A 25,768-nucleotide genomic window follows, 5' to 3' on the forward strand; every position below is an offset into this window, starting at 1 on the left:
TGCCCTGTGACGCATTACCCGATATAAGTTAACGCCTGCGGCTGAAATTTCGCCTGAATCCCCGTCACTGTCACCGATAAGTGGACATTATGCAGATTGAAGATCTCCGGATTTACGTCGCCGTGATGCATGCTGGCAACTTTACTGCAGCGGCTGAACAATTGATGTTATCGAAACAGTATGTCAGCCGCCGCATGGCCGCGCTGGAGGCGTCATTAGGCGTTCGCCTGCTAATCCGCAATACACGCAAGCTGTCAGTAACCGATGCGGGACTGCTGTTTGCGCAGCATGCTCAGCGTATCCTGGATGAGATTCAGGAAGCGGAACTGGCAGTGTCGGAGCAACAGCAGGCACTGCGCGGCACCTTCCGCATTAATCTGCCGATGTCCTTTGGTATGAGCCACCTGTCGCCGCTGTTCGCCGAATTCCTGACGCACCATCCGGCGCTGCAATTTCAGATTGAGCTGGCGGACCGTTATGTCGATGTGATTGGTGAGGGGGTGGACATGGCGATTCGAATCGGCACCCTGGCAGACTCCACCCTGATTGCCCGCCCGCTTGGCGAGTTAAAACGCGTGATCTGCTGCAGTCCCGACTATCTGAAACGGGCTGGCACCCCGCAGCAGCCAGAAGAGTTACTGCAACACGCCTGTCTGCGCTACGGACGTGAAGGTCAGAATGGCTGGGAACTGCAGGTTAACGGCAAAGCAAAATGGCTGGCGGTTCAGGGGCCGATGGTGAGTAATAACGGCGAAGTGCTGCGTGATGCGGCCCTGGCAGGCCTGGGACTGGTGTTGTTACCCGCCTTTATCGTTGAGACCGCCCTGCAACGTGGTGAGCTGGTAACGGTACTTGACGGCTGCCAGCCGCCCCCTCTCGCCCTGAATGCGGTTTACCCGCAACACAGGCAGCGTAGCGAAGTAAACCGTCAGTTGCTGGCCTTTCTGCAGGCGCGTTTAACGCCGTGAGAGAGCCGGAAAGCTTAACGCTGTTTTAATGCCGCAAAGACTCTGGCAACCGCAACGGCACCTGGATCGGGCACGCCGTTGAGGTTGGCGCTATTAAGATAAGATGATCGTCCTGCCTTTGCTTTCCCCATGCTGGCGGTCGCGTCACTGCCCTGTTGCGCCGCATCAGCTGCATCAGCAAGCGGTTTACCCGCCACCAGCGCCTCGATTGCGGGTTGCAGCGCATCAATCAGCGTACGATCGCCGGGCTGTGCCCCGCCATACTGCTTCATCTTTTCCAGACCCTGCTGCAGGGCTTCGGGAAGCGCCCCACCTTCTGACAGTTGCTGCGCGGCAGCGGTGAAAAAGATCGCCATCAGCACGCCGCTGGAGCCGCCCATCACTGTCGCAAGTCGCTCACCCGTCACCGCGAGCAGATCGGGCAAAACATTCAACGGTAGCTTTTTGTCTGCACATTCACGCTGGATCTGGCGCGCGCCAGCAGCAAAGGTTGAGCCGGTATCGCCATCACCGACCTGGGCATCCAGTTTGTTCAGCTCGCTTTCGCTGGCGATTAGCGTTTCACAAATGCGGTTTACAATCGCCGCGACTGTCGGGTTATCGGAAGGTTCCTGCGGATGCGCTGTTGCCTCTTTTGTCGCATCAACTGGCTGCAACGGCGTTATCTTAACCGCCGGAACCCAGCCGCTAACCTCAACCGGCGCGCAGATCGCCTCTTCAAACTGCGGCGTGAGTGTCATGCAGGTGACGGAAAAGCCTTTCATATCAAGCGCGGTCATCAGCGGAGCGGGGCCGATCAGATAATCGCTGCCGCGGCTGAGTGGCGACTCAATCAGGTCCTGTGTAACCAGACTCATCTCCAGCGCGGACATACCGCCAAGATTATTCACCAGCAGCGCGCGTGGCTGGTCGTTGCCCGGCATCACCTTCTCCAGCAGATGCTGCACAATTTGCTGACTGTTCTGGGTTTGCATCACGTCAACACCCGGCTCACCGTGGATCCCCAGTCCCATTTCAACGCTGCCGTCAGGGATACGCTGGCCGGTCTGTTCATCCGGCAGATGGCAGCTTGAGAGTGCAACGCCCATCGTTGCGACTGCACGACTGGCGGCCTCTGCCGCCCCGGTCACCGTCGAAAGATCATCACCGCGCTCAGCGACGAAACCCGCCACCTTATGCACCAGCAACGTGCCTGCTACGCCGCGTGGCTGGGGATTATCGGGCAACGCAACATCGTCACCGACAATCACCATATTGACGCTGAATCCCGCTTTTCGGGCCTTTTCAGCCGCCAGCCCAAAGTTGAGGCGATCACCGGTGTAGTTTTTCACAATCAGCAGACATCCCGCCTCACCGGTAATGTTGATGATAGCGTTATAAACCGCGTCAACACTGGGAGAGGCAAACACATCCCCACAGACTGCTGCCGTCAGCATCCCTTTGCCAATGAAGCCGACATGCGCCGGTTCATGGCCGGATCCCCCACCGGAAATGAGCGCGACCTGCTGTTTTTTCCAGTCCTTGCGCATCACGATGCGAATGTGTGGATCGACCTTCAGCCGTACCAGATTGCGCCACGGACTGGCATAAATCATGCCATCCAGCGCGCTGTTGACGAGATCATCCTTTTTATTCATTACGAATCGGGTCATGTCTTCATTCCTCATGGGCGTGCGGGGTTGCTGGTGAATCAGTGTTACATACCTCGGCTGATAGTGAGAAACCCCCGAAAGGGCGATGCGTCTGATGTGAGACATCACGCACAAAAGTGGCTGACCCAGGCACACTATTTTTTACTAATTGATTGATTTATATCAACTGTCTTTACCCGGAACTGAGAGGTTCTGCTCAGAAGCAGAACCGGGAATCACGCATGGTAAAAATTCATTTGTTAACAGAGGATGTTTTAATGACCCAACGTATGATTCTCAACGAAACCGCCTGGTTTGGCGCAGGTGCTTTACGTCATTTACCGGAAGAAGTCGCGCGTCGTGGGATGCGAAAAGCGCTGATCGTCACTGACAAAGCGTTGGTCGCTGCGGGTGCGCTGAAGAAGGTGACCGATCTGCTGGATAAGCACCAGCTTGAGTGGTCGGTTTATGATGAAGTGGTGCCCAATCCCACCATCCGGGTTGTGCAACAGGGCGTTGCGGTGTTCAGAGACTCAGGTGCCGACTACCTGATCGCGATTGGCGGTGGTTCACCCCAGGATACCAGCAAGGCAATCGGCATTATTATTAATAATCCTGAATTTGAAGACGTGCGCAGTCTGGAAGGCGTCACGCCTACCCGCCATCCGTGTGTGCCTATCATCGCAATCCCGACCACCGCAGGCACGGCCGCAGAAGTGACGATTAATTACGTCATTACCGATGAAGAGAATCGTCGTAAGTTTGTCTGTGTCGATCCGCATGACATTCCGAAAGTAGCGATTATTGATGCGGAAATGATGGCGAGTATGCCCGCTTCGCTGAAAGCCGCGACCGGCATAGATGCGTTAACCCATGCGATTGAGGGCTACATCACGCGCGGTGCATGGACGCTGACCGACATGCTGCACCTCAAAGCCATTGAAATTATCAGCCAGTCGCTGCGCGAATCGGTGGCGGGTAACATTATGGCGGTTGAGCAGATGGCGCTGGGACAGTATGTCGCCGGAATGGGCTTCTCCAATGTCGGTCTCGGTCTGGTGCATGGCATGGCACATCCGCTGGGTGCCTTTTATAACGTGCCGCACGGTGTAGCGAACGCTATTCTGCTGCCACAGGTGATGGCATGGAATGCCGCCAGTACGGGCGAAAAATATCGCGATATCGCCCGCGCAATGGGGGTGAAACAGGTCGCGTCCATGTCGCTGGATCAGGCGCGGGAAGCGGCGGTGGCCGCGGTTCGTCAGCTCTGTCGCGATGTGGGTATTCCGCGCTCTCTGCGTGAAGTGGGCTTACAGGAGGCGGATATCCCTGCACTGGCCCAGGCGGCGCTGGATGATGTCTGCACCGGCGGCAACCCACGGACGCCTGACCTGGAAGAGGTGATGGCGCTGTACCGCCAGAGTTAAGTCACGCCCTTCTTTGCGCTGTCATATCTTGCCCGCGGCTTGCGGGCTTTTTTACGTCCTGCGAAAGATTAACCCCGGAGTATTCGCCATCGGGTGTTACGAGGCACGCGCGTTAGCAGCAAAGGTTTCAGCGGCTTTTTGCGGTCTGGTTTCAGCCTGAAATCGCCCGCAGTAATAATGCCGTACAGAGAACATACAGGAACTTAACCCATGATTTCTTTAGATGCTAAACCCTTCCCCTCTTGATCTGGATCACAAAAATCCGCATCATGCGCAGCGAAAGCCTTCATGACGCTGCGGAGATCACGATGACACTGTACCAGGGTATGCTCATTTTCTATGCCGTTGTTGCACTGGTCGCTACGCTGATCACGTTCTTCATCGCCAAAGATAAGCTGAGTATCAAACTGCTGAGCGCCTTTTTAGTGGGTGCGACCTGGCCGATGAGTTTTCCTGTCGCGCTGATGTTTGCGCTGTTTTAGTTGACAGACTCCCCTTAGCAGCCACACTCAGGTAAGACGTCTCTGACCTGTAAACCGCCGATCTCCGACGTGACCTTATTCATGACGGTTAATAAGGAGAGGCTATGCGCGTTGTCAGTGTGATGATTCTGGTGTCTCTTCTCAGTGCCTGCAGTGCTCCGTGGCACGCTGAAAAACCGGTCCCTGCGGCCGAAACCCGTCAGCAGACCTGCCAGCCCGGAACCAATCCCAGCCAGAATGACTGCGGTCACTTCCCTGAACCTGCATTCCACTGATGGATATAATGGCCAACAGTGCTGCGAGATCGCATTTGCGCTATTTCATCGCATAACAAGGCTTTACACTCCGCTGACCGGTCAGTAAAGTAGCGCCCAGACATCAATTCTGATGCGTAAGCGTTAACGTCAAGCAACGCCCCCGCAGTACTGCTGCCTGTGATGATTCCTGCCATGAAGCCTGTACGACACCCTGCTAAACCGCTCGCTGCGTTTTCCAGCGCCACATTTTTTTTGTTCGTCCTGCTGCTCACTGCGGCAAATCTCCGTGCACCGATTACCGTCGCGGGTCCGGTACTTCAGGATATCCGCGAGACCTTTGGACTCAGCGCCGGTGAAGCGGGCCTGTTTAATTTTATTCCCCTGATGCTGTTTGCTCTGCTCGCCCCACCCGCCGCCTGGCTGGGAAATCACCTTGGGCTGGAGCGCAGTCTATGGGGCGCGCTGTGCCTGATCACGGCCGGTTCCCTGTTGCGCTGGCACCCCGCTGAAGCCGCGTTGTGGGGCGGAACACTGCTGCTTAGCGCAGGCATTGCCGCCGCCAACGTGCTGCTACCGCCACTGATTAAACGCGATTTTACCGCCCATACCGCCAAATATATTGGCCTGTATGCCGCCACCATGTCGATTACCGCCAGTATGGCTTCCGGCATTGCTGTGCCGCTGAGCCAACTATCCACAGCGGGCTGGCGACTCTCGCTGGTCGTGTGGGCGCTGCCAGGGCTGATTGCGCTGCTCGCCTGGCTGCCGCTGTTACGTCAGCGGCAATCAACCTTAGCGCCAACCGGCGCGCCCGTTGCACATCGTCATCCGTGGCGATCGGCTGGCGGCTGGCAAATCGCGTTTTTTATGGCGCTGCAATCGCTGGCGTTTTATACCCTGATCGACTGGTTTACCGTATTTGCGCAGGATAATGGTTTCAGTCAGGCCAGCGCAGGCTGGTTGCTGTTCTGGTATCAGGCGATAGCAATTGTCGCTAACCTGGGCTGTATGGTGGCGCTGAAGCGGGTCAAAGATGCCCGGCTTACTGCATTCATCGCTTCATCAGGTATTTTCCTCGGCATGCTGGGTTTGCTGCTTAATCCGCAGTGGGCTGCCGTGTGGCTGACACTGGCCGGACTGGGCGCAGGGGCATCGCTGGTGCTCTGTCTCTCGCTGTTTAATCTGCGCGCCACCAATCATCGCCAGGCCTCGCAGCTGTCGGGCATGGCGCAGTGTGTGGGTTATGCACTGGCGGCGCTCGGGCCACTGTTCTTTGGCATACTGCATGAGCTGAGCGGTAACTGGACGCTGCCCTTTAGCGTGCTGACACTACTGAGCCTGAGCCAGATGCTGCTGTCTCCGCTGGCTGCGCAGTCAAAACCTATCAGCTAAAAATGCGGCTTAGCCGTTAACAATTAACGCCTTGCTGATCGCGAATGCGGTCAGCGAAAATCGATGGGAGAAGGTGCGTGTCTGAACTGAATAATGCTCTGCTGCAGGAAATCCTGGATCAGGTGCGCCCGCTGGTCCGTCAGGGAAAAGTGGCTAACTACATTCCTGCGCTGGCGGATGTGGCTGCTGACAATCTGGCGATCGCGGTTTGTCTGCGTGACGGCACACTCTTTCAGGCAGGTGATGCTGAGACGCGCTTTTCGATTCAGTCGATCTCCAAAGCGCTGTCACTGACTGTGGCGCTGACCCGCTATGAGGACAGTGAAATCTGGCAGCGTGTCGGTAAAGAGCCGTCAGGCCAGCCCTTTAATTCGCTGGTGCAACTGGAGCTGGAACAGGGAAAGCCGCGCAACCCGTTTATTAATGCCGGTGCGCTGGTGATCTGCGATCTGCTTGAGACCCGACTGACCGCCCCGCGTCAGCGAATGCTGGAAATTGTGCGCCAGCTTAGCCAGCAGCCCGATATCAACTATGATCGCCACGTTGCCCGCTCTGAATTTGAACATTCTGCCCGCAATGCCGCCATCGCCTGGTTGATGAAGTCGTTTGGCAATTTCGATAACGATGTCACCAGCGTGATGCAGACCTATTTCCATTATTGTTCGCTGTCGATGAACTGCGTTGAGCTGGCTCGCACATTTATCTATCTGGCAAATCAGGGCAAAACGCTGGATGGCAGCCAGATGATTACACCGCGCCAGGCGCGGCAGATCAACGCGCTGATGATTACCAGCGGGATGTATGATGGCGCAGGCGAATTCGCATGGCGGGTCGGGATGCCGGCTAAGTCAGGTGTAGGAGGCGGGATTATCGCTATTATTCCAGGCGAGATGAGTATTGCCGTCTGGTCGCCTGGGCTGGACAGCGCCGGTAATTCACTGGCCGGGACCGCTGTGCTGGAGTTACTGACCGACAAGCTGGGCCGTTCGATATTTTGACTTTGTTGAGGGCGGGAGTGACAGGCTCGCCATGATGAAATGCAATGGAGTCCCATTATTCCTGCAAGCTGATTTGAATTATCCTTATGGGGCTTCGTTTGGGAAATGGAAAATATTGTACGTTAAGGCTAAAAATTGACCATTAAACCCAAAGGATCTTAAGAAGGTCCTTCGGGGGTAATTGGTGGGTTACCAGTTTCCGTAAGGGTAGTTTTTCCCTTTGATGAAATCTTTTATATCTTTGTCATATCCATAAGAAAAATCGCTCTTGGTTACCCCTTTGCAAATATCCAGTTTATCTCCAGACACTGTTTTCATAACTGATGGCGTTACGCGATAACTAATTTCCCCCCGAGCTACCCCGCTTAACCAGACAGCAACCTTCCCCTCAGGAGCCAACCCAATTTGCACAGTATTATGTGAATCATGTTCCCCATAAGGATTCTGCATTTTTTCCACAACGCTCTCAGGAAGAGTCAAGTGGGTTTCATACACCTTTTTGTCTATCACCGAGTCCCAACAAAAAAGAATATGCTTTGGGGCGTTATCAACGTGATTCCAGTGCCCATTGAGGGCGCGAGTACTATCATTCCATTCACCAATCACGCCATTCAGAGCCTTCGTGCTATCGAGAGTATTAAACCTATAAATCGTTCCGTCAGTCCCCTGGACAACGGCGAACGTTACCACCGCGGGCAGTGCTTTTGGCGTGAAAAAGTTAAATTTCCACTCAGTCGGAATATCATTTTTGACTGAGGTATTGGGCTGGTCAGTTCCGTGGCAGGCCGTCAGCACAAGCACCAGGATCAGACCGGCCAGACGAATTATTTCCATATTTTATTCCCGTCCATATCGTAGACCGTCCGCTGCCAGCGCTCGTCCGGCCGGTTGGTGAACGTCACCAGCTTCGCCGGTTTGACCGCTCCGCTGATCATCCCCTGACCGTCCCGCACCACGCTGTTCCAGTTGGCTGAGCAGTGAATATATTTTTCGGCCAGCATCAGGATTTCTGATGTAGTGAAGCCGGGTGCAGACTTACCACTTCTTATGGCACGGCCCATCACTATCGCTTTTTCACACAAACTATTGAGTTCTCGTCGAAGTTTTATTCTGCATTTGTATCTCGAATAGGATCAAATACCGCTCCCGCATCCTGCGCCGCATCGAGCATCACCCGCAGCACTACCTTCGACCAGTCATTACGCGTGGGGCGGTCAATCACCAGCGCGGCACCGCTGCGCTTTTGCTGCGTGCCGTAGCGGTCAGTGGCCAGCCTGTCGTCATACCAGGTGTCCGCATCTACCACCACCGCATTCAGCAGCGGTGATATCGCCGGATAACTATCCATCGCTTTAAGCTGCGTGCGGATCTGCCGGTAAATTCGCGTTTCCGTATCCGGGGTGGAAAGCGGCACCGTTTCAAACTCCGGCCGGGTCAGGAAACAGGCTTCGTGCTCGTCAGGGTTGTAGCCGCCGCCAATGTCGGAATGAACACCGGGCAGGGCCAGCTCCGGCCACGCCGCCTTCACGATGTTCAGCGCGAAGTTAAACCTGCACTCGTGCTGCGCGGTGATATGAAAAACCTTCTCCGCAACGCCAGGGTGCAGCACCAGATTAACCTCGCCGGTGTCCGCGCTGTGCGGATTGAGGCCGTTAACCGGCGTTCCGATAGCTGCCACGGTGTCAAATATCCCCAGAAAGCGGGTTTTACCTCCGGGCGTACCGGAAAATTCATTGCCAGCCAGTCCGGCTTTAATCGCCGCAATAATCGCGCTGTCCTGACTGAATACCCGGTTGGCAAAATGTCGCGCCGCAGCCGCTCCCCGGCTGAAGCCGAAAATATCAAACTGCAATTCCCTGACGAGTTCCACATCAGTTTCGGATGGCCTGGCTAAATAGTCTTTGATAGCAGTAGCCAGTGCCGCAACAGCCTTGTCCGTTTTTCTCACCACACCGGTGTCGCCCCGTCCGGTGCCCATTCCGTAAGTGCTGTCACCTTCTCCACGTTCTGTGCCGATCCCCTCGATATAAACAGCCTGCTGCCCTTGCGTTCCGTCATCGGGAAAATCGGTGGTATACAGCATATTGAGCCAGTGCACGTTGGTGTAATAACCGAGATAACTGCCAGCAGCAGTGCTACTGTAACCCCGTTTCAGCCGGGTGCACTGAATTAAAGCAGACTGGGCATCGGCATCATTCAGCCCAAAATGTTCACCGGTGCAGGCCTTTTGACGGTCTGCACTGTTATCCGCGTTGTTGCCGGTGCCGTCGAAGAACACTCCTATCGTCAGCGTAATTTCCCGTTTCTTTTTCTTCGCCGCCTGCGCGTACTGCTCAGGCTCAACGGACTGCTGCGCCTTTCTCTCAGCAGCCTGTGTCCGCTCTGCCGCAAGCCCGGCGTTGCAATCTCTCTCATAGGTGTGAGTCTCGACGGAAGGAATAAACTTCGCCCGGCAGGGACAGGAGCTGTAGCTGTCGAGAGACCCCGCCCACACTTTCAGCACGCCGCCGACTTCATAGGTATCCCCCATGCCGCCACAGACCTGGAAGCGCCCGGGATGCTTCCCGCAGGTCACCGGATCACCCTCCCTGACCCGCTGGCGCTCAATGCCGCCGATTTCATAAGTATCATCCTCCGCCCCCGACAGAATGCGCCCGCCGCAGGTGGTTCTGTCCAGGTGATACAAAAAGAATCCCGTTGCCATAATCCCTCATGAACAAAGTGGTTATAAAATCAGCACATCATACCTTACTCATGACTTAACCAGAATCTTCGGCTTCTGATTGCCGGTACAGTGCCTGGATGCGGCAGATTTGCGAAAGGCTGTAGCCCGTTACGTCTGAGGTTTCGCGGATACTCATTTTTTTACCTGCCGGTAGTACAGGACTTTCTGATGCCGTTCCTGATCGGCCTGTTTTCCCCGGTAATTACCCAGCGAATGGGCCCGTTCAATTCTCTGCTTCTGGCGCTGGCGACGGCTCAGCCAGTCTTTATGTGACATCGCGGCCATCAGGTCGCTAAGCATGTGATTGGTGGCGGTTATCACGGCGCGGGTGATTGGGTCAGCCTGCGAAGGATCTTTATCTGACAACGACTGCCATGAGGTGGGGACATCCAGGCTGACAATCCGCAGCTCATGTTGTTCTATCTGCTTTTTCAGTGTCATCCAGTCGCCGTTGCTCAGGCGGGTCAGGTGGTCTATCTGCTCAACCAGCAAAAGCGGAACTCTTGTGGCAAGTACAGCGCCATAACATCCCGGGCATTATCCGGCTAAGTCAGAAATTGCCGGAATATCGCCTTATGAGGCACAGGCGTGCTGTTCTTTTTCACTGGCCAGAATCCTTTCTGTTCCTGAAGCCAAGTCGGGCATGACACCTATCCCGTCCGTTTCAGCTGACCACATTAATCGGCTCGCCCTGAATAAAGGCCTCAATATTGTCCATTACGCCAGTTACCAGATTCTCGACGCCGCTGCGACTCGCCCAGGCGATGTGAGGCGTCAGCAGCAGATTGGGTAAATCCCTCAGAAGCGGGTTATCGATTGCGGGCGGTTCGCTGCTTAGCACATCCAGCGCCGCGCCCCCAATCACACCTTCTTCCAACGCGTCAGCAAGATCGGCCTCGTTAATGAGTCCGCCGCGAGCGGTATTGATCAGCAGCGCATGCGGTAGCATTTTTTCCAGCGCCGCGCGATCGATCATCTGGCGGGTACTGTCACTTAACGGGCAGTGCAGCGAAATAATGTCACTGGTCGCCAGCATCTGTTCAAAGCTGACATAACCCTCACGCACTCTGTCACTTCCTTTGCGCTCGGCGTACTGCACCTGCATTCCCAGCGCCTGAGCCAGCCTGCCGACAGCCTGACCAATATCGCCTTTGCCCGCGATACCCAGCGTAGCGCCCCCAATATCGCCTATCGGCTGTCGATGCAGACAGAAATGTTGAGCCTGTGGCCAATCGATGCGTGTAGTGCTGGCATAAGCCATTATCTGACGGCGCAGGGAAAAAATCGCTGCGATCACCGCCTCTGAAACGCTCTGGGTTGAGTAGCCCGGAACATTACTGACCACGATGCCGCAGGCACGACAGGCATCAAGATCGATACAGTCATAACCGGTCGCGGCGACACAGATAAATCGCAGTTCGGGTAGCTGCTCCAGGGTCTCAGCACGCAGCGGCACTTTGTTGGTGATAGCCACACTCGCACCCGTAAGCGCCGACACGATGTCACTGACCGGGGTCTGCGCGCGAATCTCCCAGTCCGCATCTTGCTGCCCGGTCGGCAGCGATAAAGGCAGCGTATCACCATCCAGCATGACAATTTTCATTCTCAGTCCTTAACCGATTCGGTTTAAACGCAGCCGAATCATTAATGTTATTTGTATGTGTTGCGTGGGTAACAACTAAGTTAAATGATGCTGAAATTAAAGTGAATATGTTCAAAGAGTGCGAATTTTTTCGGAACAGATGCCACTTTATTTAACCCTTTTATCCCCTTCGCGTTACACTGCCGCCCTGAATTATGGCCCCTTATACGCGTTCAAATAATGCAGAGATCCTCCTTCACACAACAACTTACTGCCGGTATTGCGATACTGGCCGTACTGCTGTTGTTTATTGCCCCGATGATCTCAAAGAATCTGGCTGAACATCGTGCCTCAATGCAGGATGCCGCTGTCATGAGTGCAGAGATGCCCATGATGGATCATCACAGCGAGATGGCCATGTCGGACCACGGGATGATGATGGGTCAGGGCTTTGCCTGTGGCTACTGTGATTTACTGGTACATGTGCCACTGATGCTTTGGGTATTTATTCCTTTCATCTGGTGGATGTGTCTGATCAGCCGCGCCCCGCCGCCTTCAGCCATTAACCCGCCTCACTGGCGACGGCTACTGCGTCTTCATCGACCACGCGCACCACCCTGTTTCACGTCACACTCAATGTTAACTTAATCGATTGCGTGACAGCGTCACTTGATCGCCTTTGTCTTTTAAAAAGTGTGGAATGCTATGTCCTCTCATCGGGAAATGTCCCCTGCACCACGCGGCACCGTTTTTAACCTGTTTCGCCGCCTGCATTTTTATATTGGCCTGTTTATTGCGCCGTTCATTTTTGTCGCCGCCCTCACTGGGACGCTCTACGTTCTGACACCGCAACTGGAACAGGCGATTTACCATGATGCCCTGACTACTGACGCGCAAGGTTTAGCACAACCGCTGTCAGCGCAGATTGCCGCTGCTCGTGCCCGAGCCGGTGAAACCGCACGCATTTACGCCGTGCGTCCCGCACCGGGCCCACAGGATACAACCCGGGTGCAGTTTGCTGAGCCTCAGCTGGGCCCATCTGAGTCACGCTCGTTGTTTATCGATCCCTACACCCTGCAGGTGAAAGGCGATATGACGGTGTATGGCACCAGCGGCGTGTTGCCCCTGCGCATGTGGCTGGATCAGCTGCATCGCGGCCTGCTGCTGGGTGATTTTGGCCGTAACTACAGTGAACTGGCGGCTTCGTGGCTGTGGGTCGCCGCGCTGGGCGGGATCGTTTTATGGGCGGGCACCCGCACGCCCCGCACCCGTAAGAAAGTGCGCAGCGGCTTTGCAGCAATGCGTCACTGGCACGTTACGCTGGGCCTGCTGCTGGCCATCGGCCTGGTCTTCTTCTCAGTCACGGGGCTGACCTGGTCACAGTGGGCGGGCAACAACATCGATAAGATGCGCAGCGACTTTGGCTGGACAACGCCGCAGGTCAATATTGCACTTAACGGTGACGCACCTGCCGAAGCCGCTGACCCGCATGCTGATCACCGTGGCACGATGGAAGGGATGACGATGTCCGGAATGACCATGCCAGCGAAAACCGCTGTGCCAGTAATCCTGAATCAGCCTGATATCAGCTGGGATAAGGCACTGGCTGCTGCACGTCAGGCCGGACTGCATGCCACGAAACTGGAATTGCGCCAGCCTAAGAACGCTGAACAGGCATGGACGGTTTCAGAGATTGATCGCAGCTGGCCGAGCCAGGTCGATGCGGTTTCCATTAATCCGGTTGATTTCAGCGTGGTCGATCGTGTTGAGTTTGCCAGCTTCCCACTGGTGGCGAAACTGACCCGCTGGGGCGTAGATGCCCATATGGGTGTGCTGTTTGGTTTGCCTAATCAGCTGATTCTGGCGCTGTTCGGCTTTGGACTCTGCACGATGATTGTGCTGGGCTATCGCATGTGGTGGATACGCCGCCCGGCTGTTCCGCAACTCAGCCCATCGCAGACGCTGTTAGCCGCCTGGCTGGCACTGCCGCGCTATGCGCAGGGCACCAGCCTGATCGTGATGCTGGCGCTGGGCTATGCCCTGCCCGTCATGGGTGTCAGCCTGCTTGTCCTGATACTGCTGGATATTCAGCGCTGGCGCAGCGCGCAACGCGCGTCGGTCGTCCAGGTAGAAATCGCGCCGGATAAGCAATCGCCACTGGCCATTGTTCAGTCGCGCTTTGCCGGTAAGCGCAAAGAGATGCGTTATTTTCTGCGCAGCGTGACGGTGCTGGCGCTGATCGTCATTTCGGTGATGGCGAATGCGATGATTGGCGGCGTGATTGATCAGTATCAGATCCCCTTCAGCCACTGGTCGCTGACCATGTATATCACTCAGGCAATGATGATCCTGCTCTACTCCACGGTTTTCACCGGACTGTTGTCGATTCCGCTCTGGTATTTCTTTCTGGGTGAAAGTGACGAACAGGGCAAGTAAGCTGCCAGCACAGCAGACTGTGCTTTAATCAAAATAACTGACAAAGCCGGGCAAATCTCCCGGCTTCTCATTCTCCGCCTGAGGTCTATGATCGGTGTTATGAGTCACTTTATTTAAGAGCTAACCATGAACATTGTGCGAGCAAATCCTGAACAACTTTTTGAATACGGTCCTTTTACCGTCCGCCGTCAGCGGCCTGGCGAGGCGTTCAGCCCGCTGGTCAGTATTGACCTGATGTCACTGAAACTGGATGCCCGGATCCCGATGCAGCATCATCAGGATGAAGAAGTGTTTACTTATCTGTGGCGCGGGTCGATGCAACATCAGGACAGCAACGGCGAGCGTACCCAGCTCTCCGCCAAACGGGTAATGGTGGTGAATGCGGGTGATGGCGTTCAGTACGAAGAGTCAGTGCCGTTGTATGAAGCGGAGCTGTTGCAGGCGGTTATCCGGCCATCGCAACCGGGCGGTGAAGCGATGACTCAGGTGCTGGAGCGCGATCAGGGCATCATGACGAATGGATGGACCGAACTGGCCGGGCCGGAAGAGTCTGACGCTCCGCTGGAACTGCGCCAGGAAGTCTATATCTACGACACGCTGCTGGAACGCAACCAGACGCTGAATGTGCCATCGATGCCGGGCTTTTTCGCCTATCTCACCGTGCTTGAAGGGATTATTCGCATCGGCGACCAGCGACTGGGTCGCGGTGATGCCGTCAGCAGTCTGGATTCCAGCATTGAGATCGTGGGCGACCGCGATGCCAATCTGGTCTGCTTCCTGGTGAAAGCCGATAATTTTGCATAACAAAGCGCGGGAAAGTTCCCGCGCTATTCTTCTGTTCCGCGCTTAAAGCGTTTTACGTTGCTGCATCGCCTGAACCCGTTTGTAAGCATGATCAAACTGGCGGACATCGTCACGGAGCCAATGGCGTTGCGTCAACGGTGCATTATCCAGCGCCTGTGGCAGCGGCACCCCTGCCAGCGATCCCCGGCAGCAAAAGGCGCGCGCCAGCGTTGGGGTGGCGATGCCGATATAACGGGCAAATTCAGGTAACGTCATCAGTGCTGTACTCATTTTCCACCTCCTGCTAACAAATTATTCCCTGTATTTTCAGCCCAGTTCTTAAATGGTTTTATTGATCTGAAACATAGATGTGGTACTAATCTTCTGCCTGCTAATGAGATAGCTCGCCTCGCCTGATGCAAAACGAGAAAAGAAGTGAGGAACCCGTGCGCCATTATGGATTGATGATTGCCCTGCTGTTTTCCGGCTTTGCCACTGCTCACACCCTGACGCCAGGCCAGCCTGTACCACCCGTCTACGTTGCCGATAAAGGCGAAATGATGCTGAATCAGGGTGACATCACTTATCAACGCTGGAACAGTCAGACCCTGACCGGAAAAGTGCGTCTGGTGATTCATGTGGCAGGGCGTCTTTCTGCGAAAGATCAGAGTGAACCCTTAATTAAAGCCCTGCAGGGAGCCAGTCTGCCACGCGACCGATTTCAGACCACCACCATCGTCAATACTGACGATGCCCTTCCGGGCAGTGCCATTTTTGTGGTGCGCAGCATCGCTTCCAGTAAAAAAGCTGACCCCTGGCAGCAATTCATTATCGACAGCAGCGGTGTGACCGCCCATAGCTGGCATCTTCAGCCAGAAGGTGCCTCCGTTGTGGTCATTGATCCAGAGGGGATTGTGCGCTTCGCTAAAGATGGCGCATTATCTGATGAGGATGTTGCCAGCGTGATGAAAGCGCTGCGCGCATTACTGGGCTGATTCAGGCAGAATGACCCACTGCGAAACGCGGAATGCTGCTGAATTTGCCGACATTTTTGATACTGTGGACTACGCTTAGTTGTAATGGAATCACCCGCCGTTCTTTGAAAACCTGCCAACTATGCTGTGGCAGTCGGGGACGATTATTGAAGATGGCATCGAAGAATTTCGACCTGCTGCGACTTCCTCTGTAGATAAGGACAGCCATGATGACGGTCTGTGCAGAACAACACGTCAATTTCAACCACAGTGATGCAGCCAGCCTGTTAAACGACATTGAGCAACGACTTGATCAGCTTTTACCGGTTGAGAGTGAACGTGACCTGGTGGGCGCTGCCATGCGCGACGGTGCGCTGGCACCGGGAAAGCGCATTCGCCCGCTGCTGCTATTACTGGCTGCGCGCGATCTCGGCTGCAACGCCACGCCCACCGGGCTGCTTGATCTTGCCTGTGCTGTGGAGATGGTCCATGCCGCCTCCCTGATTCTGGATGACATGCCCTGCATGGATGATGCGCAGTTACGCCGTGGACGTCCGACCATTCACTGCCAATATGGCGAACATGTGGCGATTCTGGCCGCAGTGGCCCTGCTGAGTAAAGCATTTGGCGTAGTCGCCATGGCAGAAGGCTTAACAGCCGCTGCCAGGGCAGACGCGGTCGCGGAGTTATCTCACGCGGTCGGCATGCAGGGTCTGGTGCAGGGCCAGTTTAAAGATCTCTCAGAAGGTGATAAGCCCCGCAGCGCCGACGCCATTCTGATGACCAATCACTACAAAACCAGCACGCTGTTCTGTGCCTCCATGCAGATGGCCTCTATTGTGGCAGAAGTCCCGAAAGAGGCACGCGAACAGCTGCACCGGTTTTCACTTAATCTCGGTCAGGCTTTTCAGCTACTGGACGATCTCACCGACGGCATGGCTGATACCGGCAAAGATGCCCATCAGGATGAGGGGAAATCGACGCTGGTGAATCTGCTGGGGCCACAGGCGGTGGAAACGCGACTGCGCGATCATCTGCGCTGCGCCAGCGAGCATCTGCTCTCGGCCTGCCAGGACGGTTATGCCACTCATCATTTTGTTCAGGCCTGGTTTGAGAAAAAACTCGCTGCCGTCAGTTAAGGATGCTGCATGAGTCACTTTGCGGTCATTGCACCGCCCTTCTATAGCCATGTGCAGGCGCTCGCGCATCTTAGCCAGGCCTTAATCACACGTGGACACCAGATTACTTTTATCCAGCAGACGGACGTTAGCGCGCTACTTACCGACAAGCGGATCGGCTTTTTCCCGCTAGGCTTAGCCTCACATCCTGCGGGCAGTCTGGCCCATACTCTGCAGCTGGCGGCGCATCCTCTTGGCCCGTCGATGCTGAAACTGATTAATGAGATGGCCCGCAGCACCGATATGCTCTGTCGCGAACTGCCCGTGGTCCTGAACACTCTGGCGATTGATGGCGTGATCGTCGATCAGATGGAGCCTGCCGGCGCACTGGCAGCAGAATCGCTGAACCTGCCTTTTGTCTCGGTGGCTTGTGCGTTGCCACTTAATCGTGAGGCGGATTTCCCGCTGGCTGTGATGCCGTTTGAGTATGGCAGCAGCGACCAGGCACGTGATCGTTATCGCACCAGCGAAAAAATCTATGACTGGCTGATGCGTCGTCACGATCGGGTTATCGCCAGAAATGCCCATGCGTTAGGGTTAACGCCACGGGAAAAACTGCACCACTGTTTTTCACCGCTGGCGCAGATCAGTCAGCTGCTCCCGGAACTCGATTTCCCCCGCCAGGCGCTGCCCGATCATTTCCACTCCGTGGGCCCGCTGCGCGCTGCGGAATCATCAACGGCGGTGTCGCAACCGCGCTATTTCCCGCATGGCGACAGAACGCGTATTTTTGCCTCCCTCGGCACCCTGCAGGGCCATCGCTACGGTCTGTTCAAAACCATCGTCCGCGCCTGTCAGGAGATCGATGCGCAGTTATTGCTGGCGCATTGTGGTCGCCTGTCACCGTTTCAGGCAGAGAAACTCGCGCAGGCCAGCCATGTTCAGGTGGTCGATTTTGCCGATCAGGCGGCTGCTCTGGCACAGGCCGATCTGGCAATCACCCACGGCGGTATGAACACGGTGCTGGACGCGGTTAATCATCTGACGCCACTGCTGGTAATCCCTCTGGCCTTCGATCAGCCGGGTGTCGCTGCCAGAGTGGTCTGGCACGGTATCGGGCGTCGGGCGTCACGTTTCACCACCAGCCACTCAATGGCCCGTCAGCTTCAGACCTTACTGGCTGATGAGCGCTACGGCCAGCGGATGAAAACGCTGCGCGCTGCCCTTCGTCAGGCCGGCGGCACAGCGCTGGCGGCAGATATCGTCGAACAGGCGATGCTGACCCGCGAACCCGTCATCACCAGGAGAGATTATGCCTCGGTTTGATCTGATTCTGGTGGGCGCGGGGCTGGCGAACGGCCTGATTGCCCTGCGACTGCGCCAGCAGCAGCCTGCCCTGCGCATTCTGATAATTGACGCCGGGAGCGAACCGGGTGCGCATCATACCTGGTCGTTTCATGCGGAAGATCTCACCGAAACGCAGCATCACTGGGTCGCCCCGCTGGTGGTTCATCACTGGCCCGGTTATGAAGTGCGCTTTCCGCAACGAAATCGTTCCCTGAACAGTGGCTATTTGTGCGTGACCGCGGAACGCTTCGCGCAGGTCATCCGTGACAGATTTGCATCGGATCTGCTATTGAACACCAGAGTGGCGAACGTTGCTTCACGGTCGGTCACGCTGGAGGATGGCCGGGTACTGAAAACTGATGCGGTGATCGATGGTCGCGGCTACCAGCCCGATTCGGCGCTGCGCATGGGCTTTCAGTCGTTTGTCGGACAGGAGTGGCAGCTCAGTGAACCACACGGCCTGACCGTGCCGATCATCATGGACGCAACGGTGGATCAGCAGGCAGGCTATCGCTTTGTCTACAGTCTGCCCTTTTCGGCTGATACGCTGCTGATTGAAGATACGCACTATATTGATAACGCTACGCTGGATGGCGATCACGCCCGGCAGAACATCCGTCACTATGCCGCGCAGCAGGGCTGGACGTTAAACCGGCTGCTACGCGAAGAGCAGGGCGCGTTACCGATTACACTGACCGGTGACGTTGCCGCCTTCTGGGAGAAACGCGATTTACCCTGCAGCGGTCTGCGTGCCGGGTTATTCCATCCCACCACCGGCTACTCTCTGCCGCTGGCGGTCGCGATGGCTGACCGGCTGGCACAGATGCGGACGTTTACCTCTGAAACACTGCACGCCAGCATTGCGCAATTTGCCTCACAGGCCTGGCAGCAGCAGCGCTTCTTCCGCATGCTTAACCGCATGCTATTTATGGCGGGTCCGGCTGACCAGCGCTGGCAGGTGATGCAACGTTTTTACGGCCTTCCCGAAGGTCTGCTCGCCCGTTTTTATGCGGGAAAACTTACTTTGTCTGATCGGCTGCGTATCTTAAGCGGCAAACCACCGGTTCCCGTACTGGCGGCGTTACAGGCTATTATGACTCCTCACCGTCAACAGGCGATGCAATGAATAGAACGACAGTAATTGGCGCAGGCTTTGGTGGTCTGGCTCTGGCAATTCGCCTTCAGGCGTCAGGCATTCCCACCCGACTGCTGGAGCAGCGTGACAAGCCTGGCGGCCGGGCTTATGTCTACGAGGATCAGGGCTACACCTTTGATGCCGGTCCGACGGTGATCACCGATCCCAGCGCCATTGAAGAGCTTTTCACCCTGGCGGGCAAAAAGCTCTCCGACTATGTTGAGCTGCTGCCAGTCAGGCCGTTTTATCGCCTCTGCTGGGAGTCCGGCAAGGTGTTCAGTTATGACAACGATCAGCCTGCGCTGGAAACACAGATTGCCGCGTTTAATCCACGCGATGTTGAAGGCTATCGTCGCTTCCTGGATTATTCGCGCGCGGTGTTTGCGGAAGGCTATCTGAAGCTCGGCACCGTACCGTTTCTGTCGTTCCGCGACATGCTGCGTGCCGCTCCGCAGCTGGCCAAATTACAGGCGTGGCGAAGTGTCTACAGCAAAGTGGCGAGCTACATTGAAGATGAGCATCTGCGTCAGGCGTTCTCTTTCCACTCGCTGCTCGTAGGCGGAAATCCGTTTGCCACCTCGTCAATCTATACTCTGATTCATGCCCTGGAGCGTGAATGGGGCGTCTGGTTCCCGCGCGGCGGCACTGGCGCACTGGTGCGGGGTATGGTCAAACTGTTTGAAGATCTGGGCGGCGAAGTGGAGCTGAATGCCAGCGTTGCCCGGCTGGAGACGCAGAAAAATAAAATTACCGCCGTGCATCTGAAAGATGGCCGGGTATTCCCGACCCGCGCGGTTGCCTCTAACGCGGATGTCGTTCACACCTACCGCGAACTGCTGAGCCAGCATCCGGCGTCTATGGCACAGGGAAAATCTCTGCAGAACAAGCGTATGAGCAACTCGCTCTTCGTGATCTATTTTGGACTCAATCATCATCACGATCAGCTGGCGCACCACACGGTCTGCTTTGGCCCACGCTACCGCGAATTAATTGATGAGATCTTTAACAAAGACGCCCTGGCTGAAGACTTCTCGCTCTATCTGCATGCGCCCTGTGTGACCGATCCGTCACTGGCGCCGGAAGGCTGCGGCAGCTATTACGTGCTGGCACCGGTGCCACATCTCGGCACCGCCGATATCGACTGGTCCGTTGAAGGTCCTCGCCTGCGCGATCGCATCTTTGACTATCTGGAAGAGCATTACATGCCGGGCCTGCGCAGCCAGCTGGTGACGCATCGCATCTTCACGCCGTTTGATTTCCGCGATGAGTTGAATGCGTATCAGGGGTCTGCGTTCTCAGTAGAGCCGATCCTGACGCAAAGCGCCTGGTTCCGGCCTCATAACCGCGATAAAAATATCAACAATCTCTACCTGGTCGGTGCTGGCACCCATCCGGGCGCGGGTATTCCCGGCGTGATTGGCTCGGCCAAGGCCACCGCAGGATTGATGCTGGAGGATCTGGGTTGAATAGTCCGTCACTGCTCGATCATGCCGTAGAAACCATGGAGGTGGGTTCAAAAAGCTTCGCCACTGCATCGAAGCTGTTTGATGCCAAAACCCGACGCAGTGTGCTGATGCTCTACTCCTGGTGCCGTCACTGTGACGATGTGATTGACGATCAGGTGCTGGGATTCAGTAACGATACGCCATCGCTGCAATCCGCCGAACAGCGCCTGGCGCAACTGGAGATGAAAACGCGTCAGGCCTATGCCGGTTCGCAGATGCATGAGCCTGCCTTTGCGGCCTTCCAGGAGGTGGCGATGGCGCACGACATTCTGCCGGCTTACGCGTTTGATCATCTGGCGGGCTTTGCGATGGATGTGCAGGAGACGCGCTATCAGACGCTTGAGGATACGCTGCGCTACTGCTATCACGTGGCGGGCGTGGTAGGTCTGATGATGGCGCAGATTATGGGCGTGCGCGACAATCCCACGCTGGATCGCGCCTGCGATCTCGGTCTGGCGTTTCAGCTGACCAACATTGCACGTGATATTGTTGAGGATGCTGAAGCAGGACGCTGTTATCTGCCCGCAGAGTGGCTTGCTGAAGAGGGACTGACGCGAGAGACGCTGGCTGCGCCGGAAAATCGCCAGGCGCTCAGCCGTGTTGCCCGTCGTCTGGTGGAGACAGCAGAGCCTTATTACCATTCGGCTTCGGCTGGCCTGCCGGGCTTACCGCTGCGCTCAGCGTGGGCGATTGCAACTGCAAAACAGGTCTATCGTAAGATTGGTATGAAGGTGGTTCAGGCGGGCTCACAGGCGTGGGACATACGTCAGTCCACCAGCACGCCAGAGAAACTGGCTATGCTGGTGGCGGCATCCGGTCAGGCGGTTACTTCCCGGATGGCGCGTCATGCTCCGCGCCCTGCTTACCTCTGGCAGCGCCCCGTTTAACGCCGTGACGTTCCCGCAACGTCGTCTGCAGTTTTGACAGCGGCGGCGCATAGAGGAAACCAAACGACACACAATCCTCTTTGCCCCGTACCGCATGATGCATGCGGTGCGCCATATAGAGTCGGCGCAGATAACCCCGACGTGGAACATAGCGGAAGGGCCAGCGCTGATGGACCAGCCCGTCATGAACAATAAAATAGAGCAGGCCATACAGCGTCATCCCTGCACCGATCCACTGCAACGGCCAGACGCCTGTGCTGCCCAGATAAATAAGCAAAATCGACAGGCAGGCAAAGACGACAGCGTAAAGATCGTTAACCTCAAACCAGCCTTTATGCGGTTCATGATGTGACAGATGCCAGCCCCAACCCCAGCCATGCATAATATATTTGTGCGCCAGTGCAGCCGTTATCTCCATACCGATAACAGTGACCAGAACAATCAGGGCATTCCAAATCCACAACATAGTTTCTCCCGAGCATGCATCCTGCAAAGTGGCGCAGAGGGATAATTTTAACAGAGATTGGAGGAAACAGGCTTCACGGGAAAAATAAGAGGAAAAATTACGTATGCATGAATGAAAAGCATTCCCCATGAGGCAGCGACTGAACCTTTAAAGCAGCTCGTTATCCATCGGCGTGCGAAAAGCATGGCGTGCGGCGATCATCAACTGACTGGCTGTCACGGTTGTGGGTAATCGCATCAGAATTTTACTCGCCTGCCAGTAACAGAGCACCATGACCTCATCCTCTTCCTGTTCAGCCAGCTCATGCAGCCGGACACGCAGTGACAGCACATCAATGGTCTGCTGCGCATCCAGCATGTCAGAGATCGTCTGATTAATGACGCGATGGAGAGTTTTCCAGGTGAGATCGGTATACAAAATTAACCTCTTCTAACGCTTATCGGCTTCCTGCAGACAGGCAGCAGGGAAGTAGCAGAAATGGCTTCGTAAAACAGGAGAGCAAACTCTGCTGATAACTATAGCGGCTCTTCAGCGGCGATGCAGGCCAGCTGTTGAGAATGCTAAAGCCGATAATTTTAACGACAAAGGGTCCTGCCTGTCGCCTGTTCCGCACAGGTCAGCGACTGATTGCTGATTTTTGTAACAATTGCGGCTGATTCTTAGCTGGCTGAAGCAGAGAGGATTTGCCAGGGTAAATACCTTTACCGTTCCGTTTCTCTTAAAGGAGTTATTCATGAGTCAGCATGCAGATACGCTGGTCTGGGGCCATGGCCCGGCAATCTTCGAAGTCTTTCTGGAACCCACCTGTCCTTTTTCGGTTCGTACATTCAATAAATTAGACGCCTTACTGGCGCAGGCGGGTGAAGATAAGATCACCGTGAAGATCCGGCTGCAATCTCAGCCGTGGCACCTCTATTCCGGGCTGATTGTGCGCTACATTCTTGCCGCCGCCTGCAAAAGTAAAGACGCGGCGAAGAAGGTAATGCAGGCCGTGGCCGATCATCGTGAAGAATTCGAGTTCACCGATCACTGTACCGGCCCGAACCGTGATGCCACGCCGAATCTGATTCTGGCCCGCCTGAAAGAATACAGCGGCGTGGATGCCAGTGCCGCATTTGATCAGCCTGATCTGCAGAGCGCCATTAAATGGCACTGCAAATATGCCCGCCAGAACGGTATCCATGTTTCACCAACTTTTATGGTTAACGGTCTGGTGCAGCCTGAACTCAGCAGCGGTGACGACATTGAGCACTGGGCAAGTGTTCTGACTGGTTAGTTTTTGTGCGCGGTTGCCGCAGGCCGCGCAACACGGTCTCTCCCCTTTGCGATTCAGCACACACGCATTCTCAATATCCTGATAATTATGCCTGTTTTCCCGTGAGCAGGCCGGGTAAGCTATACCGCTATCAGCAGCATTACACCGCTGCTACATCATATTAACGGCGTCGCTGACCTGTTTTCACGCCAGTCAGGCGCCTGATTCATTGAGGAATTGCGGATGCCGATGACGCTTGAACAGATACAGGACAAATATCCGGGTGCATTTACAGATGCATTTGGTGATTCCCCGGAATTAGCCAGCGAGCTCGCAACGCTGATTATTGCCGGAAAAAAGGTGGCCAGCTGTGGTTCGTTACGCAGTTGGCAGGAGCAGGAAGCCTTGCCTCAGCCGGGCGGTTACAGCATTGTTCTGAACGGCGAACAGCAGCCCGTCTGCGTGATCCGTACCACCGGATTGTTCCTGACGCGCTTTGACCGCGTTACGCCAGAAATGGCGATGCTGGAGGGTGAAGGCGATCTCAGCCTCGATCACTGGCGGCAGGAACATCAGCGCTACTTCGAGCGTGCAGGCTATTACCACAGCGAAATGGAGCTGATCTTCGAGACCTTCCAGCTGGTCGAGGTGATTTAAACCGGCCCTTACAGCGCATTGGCTGCCATCAGCGCCAGCCGCGTAACACCACGCGCGGCGAGAGTCTCAGCAACCTGAGCCGCGCGCATACCACTGGCGCACACCAGCACCACGCGCTGATTCAATGGCGGCTGCCAGGCCGCTATCTGCTGTGGCAGAATCCGTAATACCTGCCCGGCCACACTGACCGGTGCCTCCTCCACGCTGCGCAATTCCACTATGCAATCGTCATCAGTGAGCATGAGTCGATCGATAAACGGCGTGCCCGGCGCTTCTGGCTCAGGTGCATCGTCGAAACGGAACTGCCGCACATGCCAGTTCACAAAGTCGCAGTGAATCATGCAGCCGAGCGGCGATGGCGTCAGCTTCAGTAATACGCTCAGCGCCATCTGCGCCTGCATGGCGCCCAGCGTTGCCACGGCTGGCCCCATCACGCCAGCCGTGTTGCAGTTACCCGACGTCACAGGCAACTGCGGGAACAGCGCGCGATAGCCGGGTGAACCCCCGCAGAATCCACCGACATAGCCTTTGCGACCTAACACCGACGCGCAGATGAGCGGCAGATCGCGCGGATAGCAGGTGTCCGAGAGCTGATAAGTGATCGCGAAGTTATCCGCCGCATCCACCACCAGATCGATTCCCTTCAGCGCCTCCGGGAGATGACTGGCACTCAGCCTGTATGGATGCGCCTCGACGCGGCAGTCAGGATTCCGCTGCGCCAGCGCGCGCTGAGCACAGATTGCTTTGGGCTGACCCACATCGTCGACGCCAAACAGCGTCTGCCGGTGGAGGTTGTGCAACTCAACCCGATCGCCATCATAAAGACGAATAAACCCGACGCCCGCGCCAGCCAGCAACGGTAGCAGCGTCGCGCTAAGCCCGCCCGCGCCCACCACCAGCACACGTGCCTCGCTCATCCGCTGCTGCCCCGCTTCGCCAATCTCCGGCAACATAGTCTGTCGCTGATAACGCTCCATCGCCGCTCCTTAAAACTGTGCCAGACCAAAAATGGGCGTTGAAGCTGACGCCATGTCGCGCTGCTCCATCAATCCCGCCTGAAACGCTTCGTGACCGCCATGGATCGCGGCAGCGAAGGCCCCGGCCATCCGCACTGGATCGCGCGCTTTTGCCACCGCCGTGTTGAGTAACACCGCGTCAAAGCCCATCTCCATCGCCTGCGCCGCCTGGCCTGGTGAGCCGATCCCCGCATCAATAATCAGCGGCACATCTTTAAACCACGCACGCATGGCACGCAGCCCTTCGATATTGCGCAGCCCCTGACCGGAGCCAATCGGCGCCCCCCAGGGCATCAGCACTTCACAGCCCGCTTCCAGTAGTTTCTCGCCGACAATCAGATCTTCGGTGGTGTAGGGAAAGACCTGGAAGCCGTCAGCGCAAAGGATCCGCGCGGCTTCAACCAGCGCAAAGGGGTCGGGTTGCAGCGTATCGGCATGACCGATGACCTCCAGCTTGATCCACGGCGTGTCGAACAGTTCGCGCGCCATCTGCGCCGTCGTCACCGCCTCTTTCACCGTGTGGCAGCCTGCGGTATTGGGCAGAATGCGTTTGTTAAGCTGTTGCAGCAGCGAGCGGAAAGCACCGCCTTCACTGCCTTCACGACGCAGGCTGACAGTAATAATCTCTGCGCCTGACGCGTCGATCGCCTGATGCAGAATGTCCGGGGACGGATATCCGGCGGTACCGAGCAGAAAGCGAGATTGCGGAGTGAATTGATAGAACATG

25 protein-coding genes and 2 pseudogenes are annotated in these 25,768 nt (G+C 56.0%); 17 read left to right on the forward strand and 10 right to left on the reverse strand.

Features of this window, described 5'->3' with window-relative positions:
* The first annotated feature begins 89 nt into the window (after positions 1 to 89).
* Positions 90 to 968 carry a LysR family transcriptional regulator gene (locus tag HZZ01_RS13065; protein ID WP_179897965.1) on the forward strand — a complete coding sequence of 293 codons (879 nt, stop codon included), beginning with the start codon at positions 90 to 92 and terminating at the stop codon, positions 966 to 968.
* Between the two features lie 14 nt (positions 969 to 982).
* Here the strand turns inward: HZZ01_RS13065 and HZZ01_RS13070 are convergent, their stop codons facing one another.
* Positions 983 to 2,620, reverse strand: coding sequence for a dihydroxyacetone kinase subunit DhaK (locus HZZ01_RS13070; RefSeq protein WP_179897967.1), 1,638 nt, complete (start codon positions 2,618 to 2,620; stop codon positions 983 to 985).
* 257 nt (positions 2,621 to 2,877) lie between these two features.
* On the opposite strand from HZZ01_RS13070, the gene fucO reads away from it, so the two are divergent.
* The 5 genes from fucO to glsB all read left to right on the forward strand — a co-directional run bounded on the left by fucO (position 2,878) and on the right by glsB (position 7,155).
* Positions 2,878 to 4,026 carry a lactaldehyde reductase gene (fucO, locus tag HZZ01_RS13075; RefSeq protein WP_179897969.1) on the forward strand — a complete coding sequence of 383 codons (1,149 nt, stop codon included), beginning with the start codon at positions 2,878 to 2,880 and terminating at the stop codon, positions 4,024 to 4,026.
* 308 nt (positions 4,027 to 4,334) lie between these two features.
* Positions 4,335 to 4,508, forward strand: coding sequence for a GhoT/OrtT family toxin (locus tag HZZ01_RS13080; protein ID WP_008924737.1), 174 nt, complete (start codon positions 4,335 to 4,337; stop codon positions 4,506 to 4,508).
* Between the two features lie 104 nt (positions 4,509 to 4,612).
* Positions 4,613 to 4,783: a hypothetical protein gene (locus HZZ01_RS13085; RefSeq protein WP_179897971.1), complete on the forward strand. Its 171-nt coding sequence runs from the start codon at positions 4,613 to 4,615 to the stop codon at positions 4,781 to 4,783.
* Between the two features lie 174 nt (positions 4,784 to 4,957).
* A complete protein-coding gene (locus HZZ01_RS13090; RefSeq protein WP_179897973.1) occupies positions 4,958 to 6,157 on the forward strand; it encodes an MFS transporter in 1,200 nt (399 codons plus the stop codon).
* A 44-nt stretch (positions 6,158 to 6,201) separates the two neighbouring features.
* A complete protein-coding gene (gene glsB, locus HZZ01_RS13095) occupies positions 6,202 to 7,155 on the forward strand; it encodes a glutaminase B (protein WP_218928192.1) in 954 nt (317 codons plus the stop codon).
* Between the two features lie 189 nt (positions 7,156 to 7,344).
* Here the strand turns inward: glsB and HZZ01_RS13100 are convergent, their stop codons facing one another.
* From HZZ01_RS13100 to HZZ01_RS13115, 4 genes and pseudogenes are all read right to left on the reverse strand, one after another.
* Positions 7,345 to 7,989 carry a DUF2931 family protein gene (locus HZZ01_RS13100; RefSeq protein ID WP_179897977.1) on the reverse strand — a complete coding sequence of 215 codons (645 nt, stop codon included), beginning with the start codon at positions 7,987 to 7,989 and terminating at the stop codon, positions 7,345 to 7,347.
* Positions 7,980 to 9,859, reverse strand: a pseudogene (locus HZZ01_RS13105) (phospholipase effector Tle1 domain-containing protein). Before HZZ01_RS13105 ends, HZZ01_RS13100 begins: the two are co-directional and overlap by 10 nt.
* A gap of 55 nt (positions 9,860 to 9,914) precedes the next feature.
* Positions 9,915 to 10,384 (reverse strand): annotated as a pseudogene (locus HZZ01_RS13110) (resolvase); the annotation flags it as partial.
* A gap of 160 nt (positions 10,385 to 10,544) precedes the next feature.
* On the reverse strand, positions 10,545 to 11,483 hold the full coding sequence (locus HZZ01_RS13115; protein ID WP_179897979.1) for a D-2-hydroxyacid dehydrogenase: 939 nt from the start codon (positions 11,481 to 11,483) through the stop codon (positions 10,545 to 10,547).
* A 219-nt stretch (positions 11,484 to 11,702) separates the two neighbouring features.
* Here HZZ01_RS13115 and HZZ01_RS13120 point away from each other — a divergent pair, with 219 nt between their 5' ends.
* From HZZ01_RS13120 to HZZ01_RS13130, 3 genes are all read left to right on the forward strand, one after another.
* Entirely contained in the window at positions 11,703 to 12,110 is a 408-nt protein-coding gene (locus HZZ01_RS13120) for a DUF2946 domain-containing protein (RefSeq protein WP_179897981.1), read from the forward strand.
* Between the two features lie 57 nt (positions 12,111 to 12,167).
* The gene (locus HZZ01_RS13125) at positions 12,168 to 13,898 is read left to right on the forward strand and encodes a DUF2534 family protein (RefSeq protein ID WP_179897983.1); all 1,731 of its coding nucleotides are present in this window, start codon (positions 12,168 to 12,170) and stop codon (positions 13,896 to 13,898) included.
* A 126-nt stretch (positions 13,899 to 14,024) separates the two neighbouring features.
* Positions 14,025 to 14,702 (forward strand): pirin family protein, encoded by a 678-nt coding sequence (locus tag HZZ01_RS13130; RefSeq protein ID WP_179897985.1) that lies wholly within the window; start codon positions 14,025 to 14,027, stop codon positions 14,700 to 14,702.
* A 42-nt stretch (positions 14,703 to 14,744) separates the two neighbouring features.
* On the opposite strand, the gene HZZ01_RS13135 is transcribed toward HZZ01_RS13130, so the two are convergent.
* Positions 14,745 to 14,972 carry a hypothetical protein gene (locus HZZ01_RS13135; protein ID WP_179897987.1) on the reverse strand — a complete coding sequence of 76 codons (228 nt, stop codon included), beginning with the start codon at positions 14,970 to 14,972 and terminating at the stop codon, positions 14,745 to 14,747.
* 173 nt (positions 14,973 to 15,145) lie between these two features.
* On the opposite strand from HZZ01_RS13135, the gene HZZ01_RS13140 reads away from it, so the two are divergent.
* The 6 genes from HZZ01_RS13140 (at position 15,146) to crtB (ending at position 21,647) form a co-directional block, all read left to right on the forward strand.
* The gene (locus HZZ01_RS13140; protein ID WP_179898369.1) at positions 15,146 to 15,676 is read left to right on the forward strand and encodes a YtfJ family protein; all 531 of its coding nucleotides are present in this window, start codon (positions 15,146 to 15,148) and stop codon (positions 15,674 to 15,676) included.
* A gap of 209 nt (positions 15,677 to 15,885) precedes the next feature.
* Complete coding sequence (locus HZZ01_RS13145) at positions 15,886 to 16,794, forward strand: polyprenyl synthetase family protein (RefSeq protein ID WP_179898370.1); 909 nt, start codon at positions 15,886 to 15,888, stop codon at positions 16,792 to 16,794.
* Positions 16,795 to 16,803: 9 nt separating this feature from the next.
* The gene (locus HZZ01_RS13150) at positions 16,804 to 18,099 is read left to right on the forward strand and encodes a glycosyltransferase (protein ID WP_179897989.1); all 1,296 of its coding nucleotides are present in this window, start codon (positions 16,804 to 16,806) and stop codon (positions 18,097 to 18,099) included.
* Complete coding sequence (crtY, locus tag HZZ01_RS13155) at positions 18,086 to 19,246, forward strand: lycopene beta-cyclase CrtY (RefSeq protein WP_179897990.1); 1,161 nt, start codon at positions 18,086 to 18,088, stop codon at positions 19,244 to 19,246. Before HZZ01_RS13150 ends, crtY begins: the two co-directional genes overlap by 14 nt.
* Positions 19,243 to 20,721, forward strand: a complete 1,479-nt coding sequence (locus HZZ01_RS13160; protein WP_179897992.1) for a phytoene desaturase — start codon at positions 19,243 to 19,245, stop codon at positions 20,719 to 20,721. The genes crtY and HZZ01_RS13160 overlap by 4 nt, the downstream gene beginning before the upstream one ends.
* Positions 20,718 to 21,647, forward strand: coding sequence for a 15-cis-phytoene synthase CrtB (gene crtB, locus HZZ01_RS13165; protein WP_179897994.1), 930 nt, complete (start codon positions 20,718 to 20,720; stop codon positions 21,645 to 21,647). Before HZZ01_RS13160 ends, crtB begins: the two co-directional genes overlap by 4 nt.
* Here crtB and HZZ01_RS13170 read toward each other — a convergent pair.
* A complete protein-coding gene (locus tag HZZ01_RS13170) occupies positions 21,586 to 22,113 on the reverse strand; it encodes a sterol desaturase family protein (protein ID WP_179897996.1) in 528 nt (175 codons plus the stop codon). The two genes, crtB and HZZ01_RS13170, sit on opposite strands and share 62 nt — an antisense overlap.
* 147 nt (positions 22,114 to 22,260) lie before the next feature.
* Entirely contained in the window at positions 22,261 to 22,530 is a 270-nt protein-coding gene (locus HZZ01_RS13175; RefSeq protein ID WP_179897998.1) for a hypothetical protein, read from the reverse strand.
* Positions 22,531 to 22,846: 316 nt separating this feature from the next.
* Between HZZ01_RS13175 and HZZ01_RS13180 the strand changes: the two genes are divergently transcribed.
* Together HZZ01_RS13180 and HZZ01_RS13185 are read left to right on the forward strand one after the other, a co-directional pair.
* Positions 22,847 to 23,389, forward strand: coding sequence for a thioredoxin domain-containing protein (locus HZZ01_RS13180; RefSeq protein ID WP_179897999.1), 543 nt, complete (start codon positions 22,847 to 22,849; stop codon positions 23,387 to 23,389).
* 222 nt (positions 23,390 to 23,611) lie between these two features.
* Positions 23,612 to 24,025: an ASCH domain-containing protein gene (locus tag HZZ01_RS13185; RefSeq protein WP_179898001.1), complete on the forward strand. Its 414-nt coding sequence runs from the start codon at positions 23,612 to 23,614 to the stop codon at positions 24,023 to 24,025.
* An 8-nt stretch (positions 24,026 to 24,033) separates the two neighbouring features.
* On the opposite strand, the gene HZZ01_RS13190 is transcribed toward HZZ01_RS13185, so the two are convergent.
* Together HZZ01_RS13190 and HZZ01_RS13195 are read right to left on the reverse strand one after the other, a co-directional pair.
* On the reverse strand, positions 24,034 to 25,002 hold the full coding sequence (locus HZZ01_RS13190; RefSeq protein WP_179898003.1) for a HesA/MoeB/ThiF family protein: 969 nt from the start codon (positions 25,000 to 25,002) through the stop codon (positions 24,034 to 24,036).
* A 9-nt stretch (positions 25,003 to 25,011) separates the two neighbouring features.
* Entirely contained in the window at positions 25,012 to 25,767 is a 756-nt protein-coding gene (locus tag HZZ01_RS13195; RefSeq protein WP_179898005.1) for a thiazole synthase, read from the reverse strand.
* Position 25,768 lies beyond the last annotated feature (1 nt).

Origin of the sequence: Pantoea sp. WMus005, from assembly GCF_013415305.1 — a bacterium.
Lineage (GTDB): Bacteria > Pseudomonadota > Gammaproteobacteria > Enterobacterales > Enterobacteriaceae > Pantoea > Pantoea rara.

Bases quoted from the DNA above. Each gene is read 5' to 3' on its own strand.
- HZZ01_RS13065 (WP_179897965.1), top strand. From the start codon at position 90: ATGCAGATTGAAGATCTCCGGATTTACGTCGCCGTGATGCATGCTGGC.
- HZZ01_RS13070 (WP_179897967.1), bottom strand. From the start codon at position 2,620: ATGACCCGATTCGTAATGAATAAAAAGGATGATCTCGTCAACAGCGCG.
- fucO (WP_179897969.1), top strand. From the start codon at position 2,878: ATGACCCAACGTATGATTCTCAACGAAACCGCCTGGTTTGGCGCAGGT.
- HZZ01_RS13080 (WP_008924737.1), top strand. From the start codon at position 4,335: ATGACACTGTACCAGGGTATGCTCATTTTCTATGCCGTTGTTGCACTG.
- HZZ01_RS13085 (WP_179897971.1), top strand. From the start codon at position 4,613: ATGCGCGTTGTCAGTGTGATGATTCTGGTGTCTCTTCTCAGTGCCTGC.
- HZZ01_RS13090 (WP_179897973.1), top strand. From the start codon at position 4,958: ATGAAGCCTGTACGACACCCTGCTAAACCGCTCGCTGCGTTTTCCAGC.
- glsB (WP_218928192.1), top strand. From the start codon at position 6,202: ATGCGGTCAGCGAAAATCGATGGGAGAAGGTGCGTGTCTGAACTGAAT.
- HZZ01_RS13100 (WP_179897977.1), bottom strand. From the start codon at position 7,989: ATGGAAATAATTCGTCTGGCCGGTCTGATCCTGGTGCTTGTGCTGACG.
- HZZ01_RS13115 (WP_179897979.1), bottom strand. From the start codon at position 11,483: ATGAAAATTGTCATGCTGGATGGTGATACGCTGCCTTTATCGCTGCCG.
- HZZ01_RS13120 (WP_179897981.1), top strand. From the start codon at position 11,703: ATGCAGAGATCCTCCTTCACACAACAACTTACTGCCGGTATTGCGATA.
- HZZ01_RS13125 (WP_179897983.1), top strand. From the start codon at position 12,168: ATGTCCTCTCATCGGGAAATGTCCCCTGCACCACGCGGCACCGTTTTT.
- HZZ01_RS13130 (WP_179897985.1), top strand. From the start codon at position 14,025: ATGAACATTGTGCGAGCAAATCCTGAACAACTTTTTGAATACGGTCCT.
- HZZ01_RS13135 (WP_179897987.1), bottom strand. From the start codon at position 14,972: ATGAGTACAGCACTGATGACGTTACCTGAATTTGCCCGTTATATCGGC.
- HZZ01_RS13140 (WP_179898369.1), top strand. From the start codon at position 15,146: ATGATTGCCCTGCTGTTTTCCGGCTTTGCCACTGCTCACACCCTGACG.
- HZZ01_RS13145 (WP_179898370.1), top strand. From the start codon at position 15,886: ATGACGGTCTGTGCAGAACAACACGTCAATTTCAACCACAGTGATGCA.
- HZZ01_RS13150 (WP_179897989.1), top strand. From the start codon at position 16,804: ATGAGTCACTTTGCGGTCATTGCACCGCCCTTCTATAGCCATGTGCAG.
- crtY (WP_179897990.1), top strand. From the start codon at position 18,086: ATGCCTCGGTTTGATCTGATTCTGGTGGGCGCGGGGCTGGCGAACGGC.
- HZZ01_RS13160 (WP_179897992.1), top strand. From the start codon at position 19,243: ATGAATAGAACGACAGTAATTGGCGCAGGCTTTGGTGGTCTGGCTCTG.
- HZZ01_RS13170 (WP_179897996.1), bottom strand. From the start codon at position 22,113: ATGTTGTGGATTTGGAATGCCCTGATTGTTCTGGTCACTGTTATCGGT.
- HZZ01_RS13180 (WP_179897999.1), top strand. From the start codon at position 22,847: ATGAGTCAGCATGCAGATACGCTGGTCTGGGGCCATGGCCCGGCAATC.
- HZZ01_RS13185 (WP_179898001.1), top strand. From the start codon at position 23,612: ATGCCGATGACGCTTGAACAGATACAGGACAAATATCCGGGTGCATTT.
- HZZ01_RS13190 (WP_179898003.1), bottom strand. From the start codon at position 25,002: ATGGAGCGTTATCAGCGACAGACTATGTTGCCGGAGATTGGCGAAGCG.
- HZZ01_RS13195 (WP_179898005.1), bottom strand. From the start codon at position 25,767: ATGTTCTATCAATTCACTCCGCAATCTCGCTTTCTGCTCGGTACCGCC.